The following is a 7,535-nucleotide window of genomic DNA, read 5'->3' as shown; positions in this document are numbered from 1 at the left end:
TGCGCGAGACCCTGGGCGGCACCTGCCTGAACGTCGGCTGCATGCCGTCCAAGGCGATGCTGCATGCGTCCGAGCTGTTTGAGGCGGCGACTAAGGAGTTTCCCACCCTCGGCATCGAGATCGGCACGCCGAAGATCAACGTCGACCAGTTGCAGAAGCAGAAGCAGGACAGCGTCACGGCCCTGACCAAGGGCATCGAATTCCTGTTCAAGAAGAACAAGGCCGACTGGATCAAGGGGAAAGGCCGGATCACAGGCCCCGGTCAAGTCGAGGTCGAGGCCGCCGATGGGACCAAGACGACCCTGACCGCCAAGGACATCGTCATCGCCACGGGCTCGGAGCCGACGCCGCTGCCGGGCGTGGACTTCATCGAGGGCAAGGTGGTCGATTCTACCGGAGCCTTGGCCCTGCCCGCAGTGCCCAGGACCATGATCGTGGTCGGGGCCGGCATCATCGGGCTGGAGCTGGGTTCGGTGTGGCGCCGTCTGGGCGCGCAGGTGACGGTGGTCGAATATCTGCCACGCATCACGCCGGGCATGGACTCGGACGTCGCCACCGCCTTCCAGCGCGTGCTGACCAAACAGGGCATGACTTTCAAGCTGGGCTCCAAGGTCACGGCGGCCAAGTCGGTCAAGGACGGGGTCGAACTGACCGTCGAACCGGCGGCGGGCGGAGAGGCCGAAACGCTGAAGGCCGATGTCGTCCTGGTCGCCATCGGGCGGCGTCCCTACACGCAGGGCCTGGGTCTGGAGACGGTCGGGATCGAGCCGGACAAGCGCGGCTTCGTCACCCAGGATCACCTGAAGACCGGGGCCAAGGGCGTCTGGGTCATCGGCGACGTGACCAGCGGCCCCATGCTGGCGCACAAGGCCGAGGAAGACGCCGTCGCGGTGATCGAGCTGATCGCGGGCAAGGCGGGTCACGTCGACTACGACATGGTCCCCAGCGTGGTCTACACCTTCCCCGAGGTCGCCTGGGTCGGCAAGACCGAGGATCAGCTGAAGGCTGGCGGCATCGCCTACAAGGTCGGCAAATTCCCCTTCACCGCCAACAGCCGCGCCAAGATCAACCACGAGACCGACGGCTATGCTAAGGTCCTGGCCGATGCGACGACAGACCGGATCCTGGGCGTCCACATCATGGGTCCGCAGGCCGGGGAAATGATCCACGAGGCCTGCGTCGCCATGGCTTTCGGCGGGGCGTCCGAGGACATCGCCCGCATCTGCCACGCCCACCCGACCCGCTCCGAAGCCGTCAAACAGGCGGCCATGGGCGTCGAGGGCTGGACCATGCAGGCCTGATCGATGGATTTGGGGCTGAGCGGCAAGCGCGCCCTGATCTGCGGCGGCTCCAGCGGGCTGGGACGGGCCGTGGCGACGGCGCTGGTGGCTGAAGGCGCGCATGTCGCCCTGCTGTCGCGCGATGTCGCGAAGCTGCAGGCTGTGGCGGACGATCTGAACGCGATGGGGCCAGGCCGGGCCGTCATCGCGCCGGCCGACCTGGCGGATCACGCGTCGCTGCTGGCCGCTGTGGATGTGGCCGAGGCGGCGTTGGGCGGGCCGATCGAAATATTGCTGAACAACACCGGCGGGCCGCCGCCGTCGGGGGTGTCGGGGCTGGAGCCCGACCTGTGGCGGACGCAGTTCGAGGCGATGGTACTGTCCATCTTCCGCCTGACCGACCGGGTCCTGCCCGGGATGAAGGCCATGGGTTGGGGCCGTATCCTGAACGTGGCGTCGATCACCGTGGTCGAGCCTGTGGCGTCGCTGGGGGTGTCCAACACCCTGCGCGCCTCGGTCGCGGCCTGGGCCAAGACTCTGGCGGGTGAGGTCGCGCCGCACGGAATCACGGTCAACACCCTGCTGCCCGGCCGCATCGATACGCCGCGCATTGAACGGCTGGATGCGGCTAGAGCGGCCGCCCACGGCATCACGCCCGAGCAGGCCCGGGCCGAGGCCACGGCCGGCATTCCCGTCGGTCGCCTGGGTACGCCGGAGGAGTTCGGCGCGGTCGCCGCCTTTCTGGCCAGCCCGCAGGCGGCCTATGTCACCGGGTCGCTGATCCGGCTGGACGGCGGGGCGGTCAAGGCGATCTGACCGACGTCAGACCGATGCGAGATCGTCCAGTGTCGAAAGCGACGGCGGCCGAAGTCCGTCAAACGCCACGCTGTTGCGGGCGAAATCGATCACGACCCGCCGGAACCGGCCCAGCAGATCGGCACCGATCAGCAGGGCGGGGCGATCCGAGAGGTGGAGCGCCCTGAAGCAGTGCATGTCGGCGAACAGCAGAGTCGTCTGTCCCAGCCGGTGTGCGCCCAACCGCAGATCCGCCACACGGGCCATAGTGGCCTGAACGCTGTGACCCGTGACGCCGAACACTGGGATGTCGCGGCTGGCCACCAGACCGTCCAGACGGCGTGCCCGGATGGCCTCCATCAACGCAGGATTGCCGATCGAATACTGCGCCCCGCTGTCGACGAACGCGACCGCGGGCTGGCCGCTGATCCGCAGGTCGGTGATGATCAGCTGACCCAGTCGGCCACGCGTGGTCCGCAAGCCCTCGCGGCTCAGCCGCGTGCCGACCCGCTCCGTGCCGCCGCTGATGATCCGCATCGTCTCGCGCTGCAGACTGGCGGTCCTGCGCTCGGTGTCGAAGCCCAGTTTGAACCGTCCGAGAATGTCCAGGCCGATCAGGCCATCGGCCCCCAGCTGATCGCGCGGCAGAACGGGACTGTGCAGATTGCGCGCCGTCATCCCCTGCAAAGTCAGACGCCCGACGCCCACACCGGGGGTCACGGTCGCGGCGGCGATCCCGTGAACCATCAGGGATTCTCGCAACGGCAAGGCCAGTTGCCGGGCCAGGGTGTCGGACACGGCGGTGGACACCGAGCCTGTGTCGATGACGAAGCTGAAGGGACCTGTCCCATTGATCGAGACCTGGGTCGCCACCCGGGTGAACAGATTCCGGGTCAGCTGGATATCGTCGAGTCCGGCCTCGGTGACCGGGTCGGATGAAAGCGGTTCGGCATGAGCTCGCCCGGCCAACAGCACGCCCCCTGCACCCAGCAGCAGAGTTCGCCGATCCACACATGAGATGCCGGTTCGCATCGATACCGCCCTCCCGAAGCGGTGATTTATGCGAATGATGCGCCTGTATTGCCGATCTGGCGAGTCCGGCGATGTACCGGGTCAGGCGCGGGGATGGGCCTGCGCATAGGCGGACAGCAGGTGGGCGGCGTCCACCGCCGTATATTTCTGCGTCGTGGACAGGCTGGCGTGGCCCAGCAGTTCCTGGATGGAGCGCAGGTCCGCCCCGGCCCCCAGCAAATGGGTGGCGAAGCTGTGGCGCAGGGCGTGCGGCGTGGCGCTGGCGGGCAGGCCGAGACGACCGCGCAGATGCTGGACGGTGGCCTGGACGTGACGAGGGCTCAGGGGGCCGCCACGGCGGGCGCGGAACAGGGGCTCGTCCGGCGACAGGGCAAACGGCAACAGCGCCAGATAGTCGTCAACGGCCTCGCGGACGGCGGGCAGGACCGGGGCGATCCGGGTCCTGCCGCCCTTGCCGGTGATACGCAGCGTCTCGCCCAGCGGGGCATCGGCCCGGATCAGGGACAGGCCCTCGGAAATGCGCAGGCCGCAGCCGTAGAGCAGGGTCAGGACCGCGCGGTCGCGAGCCGCCTCCCAGGGCGCGGCATCGGGATCGGTTTGCGATTCCGCCAGCAGGCCGCGCGCCTGATCCTCGCTGACCGGGCGAGGGAGGGACGGCTTGATGCGAGGCCCGCGGACCAGCGTCAGCTGGGGCGCAGGCGTGGCGCAGCGGCGGTCCAGAAAGCCGTGAAAGGCGCGGATGGCCGACAGGGTCTGGCTGATGGAACGGGCGGCGAGGCCGGAGCGATCGGAGCCATCCCCGGCGCGGCGCTCGGCCAGATGGGCGCGGACCTCGGCGGCGCTGACGGTGCCCAGATCGGCCAGCGACAGGCTCTCGCCGCGATGCCGCTCCAGAAAGGCGACATACAGTCGCCCGATATGGCCATAGGCTTCCAGCGTCCGAGACGACAGGCGGCGCTCGTGCGCCAGATGCTCCAGCCAGGCCGACAGAGCGTCGGAGGCCGTCATCCCAGCAGGGGCCAGCGCTCGGCGGTGCGTTCGACCACACGGGCGATGAAGGCCACCAGCTCGCAGCCCATGGTGGCGGTGAAGCCGTCTTCTTCGGGCGAGCCGAAAGCGCACAGGGCGGGACGGGCGGTCGTCTCGGCGCCCGGAAACTGCGGGGCCATGCGGATCAGGGCGACGGAGCGGACCTGGTCCTCGGATGCGCCGAACAGGTTCAGCCCGTCGAAGTTGGGACCCAGCCAGGTCAGGCCGTGCTCGCCCAGCAGGCCGTCGACGCGATCCTCGTCCAGGGCACGCCAGCCGAAGGGCACGGGGCCGGGCTTTTCGAGCGCCACGGCGGCGCCGCTCAGACCGAACCGTCCCTGGGCCACCGCATCGAGGCGTCGGGCCAGATCGGACAGGTTGCGCGCCTCCAGGAGATCGAGCGCCGCGACATGGGTCTGGGTCTGGGCGGCGAAGTTTGCGCGCGCGATGGATTCGATGCGTTTGCGCGCATCCGCCTCGCGCTCGGCGACCTCTTCCAGCCGGGTCAGGGCGGCGCGACCGAACTCCACGACATTGCGACCGTGGGGCTTCAGCCCGACCTCTTCCAGCAGGGATCGGTCGTCCAGCAGGATCTGCGGATACGCCTGCAACCACGCGCGGATTTCCGGCCAGTGCGGACCGGTGTCTTCGGTCGGGAGGTCAGGCAATACGCTCACAGACCTCTCCTCGGAGGCAGGCTACAGGATCGACTGACCGGTCTTGCCCCAGTCCGCCAGGAAGGCATCAAGCCCCTTGTCGGTTAACGGGTGCTTGACCAAGGCCTTGAAAGTGTCGTCCGGCAGGGTCGCGGCATCCGCTCCGGCGATGGCGGCGGCCGAGACATGGCCCGGATTGCGCAGGGAGGCGGCCAGGATTTCCGTCTCGAATCCGTGGGTGTCGTAGAGCACCCGGATCTCTTCCAGCAGGCCGATGCCGTCGGCGCCGTGATCCTCGAGCCGCCCGACGAAGGGCGAGACGAAGGTGGCACCGGCCTTGGCGGCCAGCATGGCCTGGGCGGCGGAGAAGCACAGGGTGACGTTGGTCTTGATGCCCTTGTCGGAGAAGTTGCGCGCCGCGCGCAGCCCGTCCCAGGTCAGGGGCAGCTTGACCACGACATTGGGCGCGATGGCGGCCAGCTTGTCGCCTTCCTTGACCATGGTCTCATAGTCGGTCGCCACGGCCTCTGCGGAAATCGGCCCCTCGACCAGGCCGCAGATTTCGGCGATGACCTCTGCGATGTTGCGACCGGATTTGGCGATCAGCGAAGGATTGGTGGTGACGCCGTCCACCATGCCGGTGGGGACCATGTCCTTGATGACGGCGACGTCGGCTGTGTCGAGAAAGAGTTTCATGGGGTGGGTGTTTAGCGGCGGAAGGTCGAGAGCGCGAGCCTCTTTCACCTCCCCATGCGTGGGGAGGTGGCGCGGCGCGTCTTCGCGCCGTGACGGAGGGGGCGGCGCTGGTGTCGGCCCCTGGTCTGCCAATCCTCATCGGCTGGAGTCTCCCCCTCCACCCCGCTTCGCGCGGTCCCCCTCCCCATCTGCGATGGGGAGGTGAGGGCGGTGAAAGTCGCCTCCGTCCTCATTCCCCTGCCGGTGCCCGAGGCCTTCGATTACGAGGTGCCGGAGGGCATCGACGTCGTGCGTGGCGATCAGGTGGCGGTGCCGTTGGGGCCGCGGCTGATGCGCGGCATCGTGGTCGAGGCGCGGGAGACGACCGGGTCGAACCGGCGACTGAAGGCCATCGATCATCGGCTGGACGATCCGCGCCTGCCCGAACGCACGGTGGACTTCGTCGAATGGGCCGGGCGCTGGACGCTGAGCGCGCCGGGCGAGATGGCAGCGACGGCCCTGAAGGGCCTGCGCGCGCCCAGACCCCGGCCCGAGCGACGGGTGCGGCGGGTCGGCGAGCGCATGCCGGCCCGGCCCACAGCGGCGCGGACGGCGGTTCTGGAAGCGCTAGGCCAGCGGGCCGTGCCGGGAGCCGATCTGGCTCGGGCGGTCGGCGTATCGTCCAGCGTCATCAAGGGGCTGGTCGACGAAGGGGTGCTGGAGGTCGTGGAGATCGAGGCCGTCGCCGCTTTCGACGCCCCCGATCCCGACCATGCGCCGTCCGATCTGAACGCGGACCAGGCGGCGGCGGCGCGGGCCATCGGGGATGCGGTCACGCGCGGCGGGTTCGCGCCCTTCCTGCTGGACGGCATCACGGGGTCGGGCAAGACCGAGGCCTATCTGGAGGCGGCGGCGCAGGCGCTGAAGGCCGATCCAACCGCGCAGATCCTGATCCTGCTGCCAGAAATCGCCCTGACCCAGGCCCTGATCGAGCGGATCACGGCCCGGTTCGGCACCGCGCCCGCCGAATGGCATTCCGGGGTGGCCCCGCCGCGTCGGCGTCAGGTCTGGGAGGCGGTGGTCGCCGGGCGCTGCAACATCGTGGTGGGCGCGCGCTCGGCCTTGTTCCTGCCTTTCGTCAATCTGCGACTGCTGGTCGTGGACGAGGAGCACGACGGCTCGTTCAAACAGGATGAGGGCCTGATCTATCACGGGCGCGACCTGGCCGTGGCGCGGGCGCGGATCGAGGGGGCGACTGTGGTTCTGGCCTCGGCCACGCCGTCGCTGGAGACGCTGTGGAATGCGCGGCAGCGGCGTTATGGCTGGCTGAGGCTGGAGCGGCGGCACGGCGCGGCGGTCCTGCCCGACATCGCCCTGCTGGATCTGCGCGCCTCTCCGCCCGACCCCCAGACCTGGCTGTCCGCGCCCTTGCGCGAGGCGCTGGGCGAGACCTTTGCGCGCGGCGAGCAGAGCCTGCTGTTCCTGAACCGGCGGGGCTATGCGCCTGTGGTGCTTTGCCGGGTCTGCGGGCACCGGATGACGGCACCGGACACCGACAGCTGGCTGGTCGAGCATCGCTACACCGGGCGGCTGATCTGCCACCTGACCGGCTTTTCGATGATGCGGCCCAAGACCTGTCCGTCCTGCGGGGCGGAGGACAGCCTCGTCTCCGTCGGGCCGGGCGTCGAGCGGGTCGAAGAGGAGGTGCGCCAGCTGTTCCCGCAGGCGCGGACAGCGGTGTTCAGTTCCGACACCACGCCGGACGCGCGCTCGGCGCGTGCCCTGATCCAAGCCATGCAGGACGGCCAGATCGACATCCTTGTGGCCACGCAAGCGGCGGCCAAGGGGCACAACTTTCCCAATCTGACGCTGGTGGGAGTGGTGGATGCCGACCTCGGCCTGCGCGGCGGTGACCTGCGTGCGGCGGAGCGGACGTTCCAGCTGCTCAGCCAGGCGACGGGCCGGGCGGGCCGGGCCGACAAGCCGGGGCGGGCTTTGCTACAGACCTGGACGCCCGAGCATCCGGTGCTGATGGCCCTGGCCGCCGCCGACCCGACGCACTAAGTCG

The 7,535-nt window shown here is 69.3% G+C and carries 7 protein-coding genes; 3 read left to right on the top strand and 4 right to left on the bottom strand.

Annotated elements, in window-relative coordinates; genetic code table 11:
* Together lpdA and JHC81_RS12740 are read left to right on the top strand one after the other, a co-directional pair.
* Window positions 1-1,301 (top strand): dihydrolipoyl dehydrogenase (gene lpdA, locus JHC81_RS12745; RefSeq protein ID WP_292175268.1); only part of this gene is annotated, 1,301 nt, incomplete at its 5' end.
* Window positions 1,302-1,304: 3 nt separating this feature from the next.
* Window positions 1,305-2,096 (top strand): SDR family oxidoreductase, encoded by a 792-nt coding sequence (locus tag JHC81_RS12740; protein ID WP_292175266.1) that lies wholly within the window; start codon window positions 1,305-1,307, stop codon window positions 2,094-2,096.
* 6 nt (window positions 2,097-2,102) lie between these two features.
* Here the strand turns inward: JHC81_RS12740 and JHC81_RS12735 are convergent, their stop codons facing one another.
* The 4 genes from JHC81_RS12735 to fsa form a co-directional block, all read right to left on the bottom strand.
* Window positions 2,103-3,107, bottom strand: a complete 1,005-nt coding sequence (locus JHC81_RS12735) for an aspartyl protease family protein (RefSeq protein WP_292175264.1) — start codon at window positions 3,105-3,107, stop codon at window positions 2,103-2,105.
* 81 nt (window positions 3,108-3,188) lie between these two features.
* Complete coding sequence (locus tag JHC81_RS12730; RefSeq protein WP_292175262.1) at window positions 3,189-4,115, bottom strand: tyrosine recombinase XerC; 927 nt, start codon at window positions 4,113-4,115, stop codon at window positions 3,189-3,191.
* Complete coding sequence (locus tag JHC81_RS12725) at window positions 4,112-4,813, bottom strand: DUF484 family protein (RefSeq protein ID WP_292175260.1); 702 nt, start codon at window positions 4,811-4,813, stop codon at window positions 4,112-4,114. The genes JHC81_RS12730 and JHC81_RS12725 overlap by 4 nt, the downstream gene beginning before the upstream one ends.
* Before the next feature lie 21 nt (window positions 4,814-4,834).
* Complete coding sequence (gene fsa, locus JHC81_RS12720; protein ID WP_292175258.1) at window positions 4,835-5,488, bottom strand: fructose-6-phosphate aldolase; 654 nt, start codon at window positions 5,486-5,488, stop codon at window positions 4,835-4,837.
* Between the two features lie 210 nt (window positions 5,489-5,698).
* Between fsa and priA the strand changes: the two genes are divergently transcribed.
* Window positions 5,699-7,531: a primosomal protein N' gene (gene priA, locus JHC81_RS12715; protein ID WP_292175256.1), complete on the top strand. Its 1,833-nt coding sequence runs from the start codon at window positions 5,699-5,701 to the stop codon at window positions 7,529-7,531.
* Window positions 7,532-7,535: the final 4 nt, after the last annotated feature.

It is taken from the genome of Brevundimonas sp. (genome assembly GCF_016463295.1).
In the GTDB taxonomy this organism is placed as follows: domain Bacteria; phylum Pseudomonadota; class Alphaproteobacteria; order Caulobacterales; family Caulobacteraceae; genus Brevundimonas.
The sequence above is the reverse complement of the archived record's forward strand: the minus strand, read 5'-3'. Positions and strand labels throughout refer to the sequence as shown.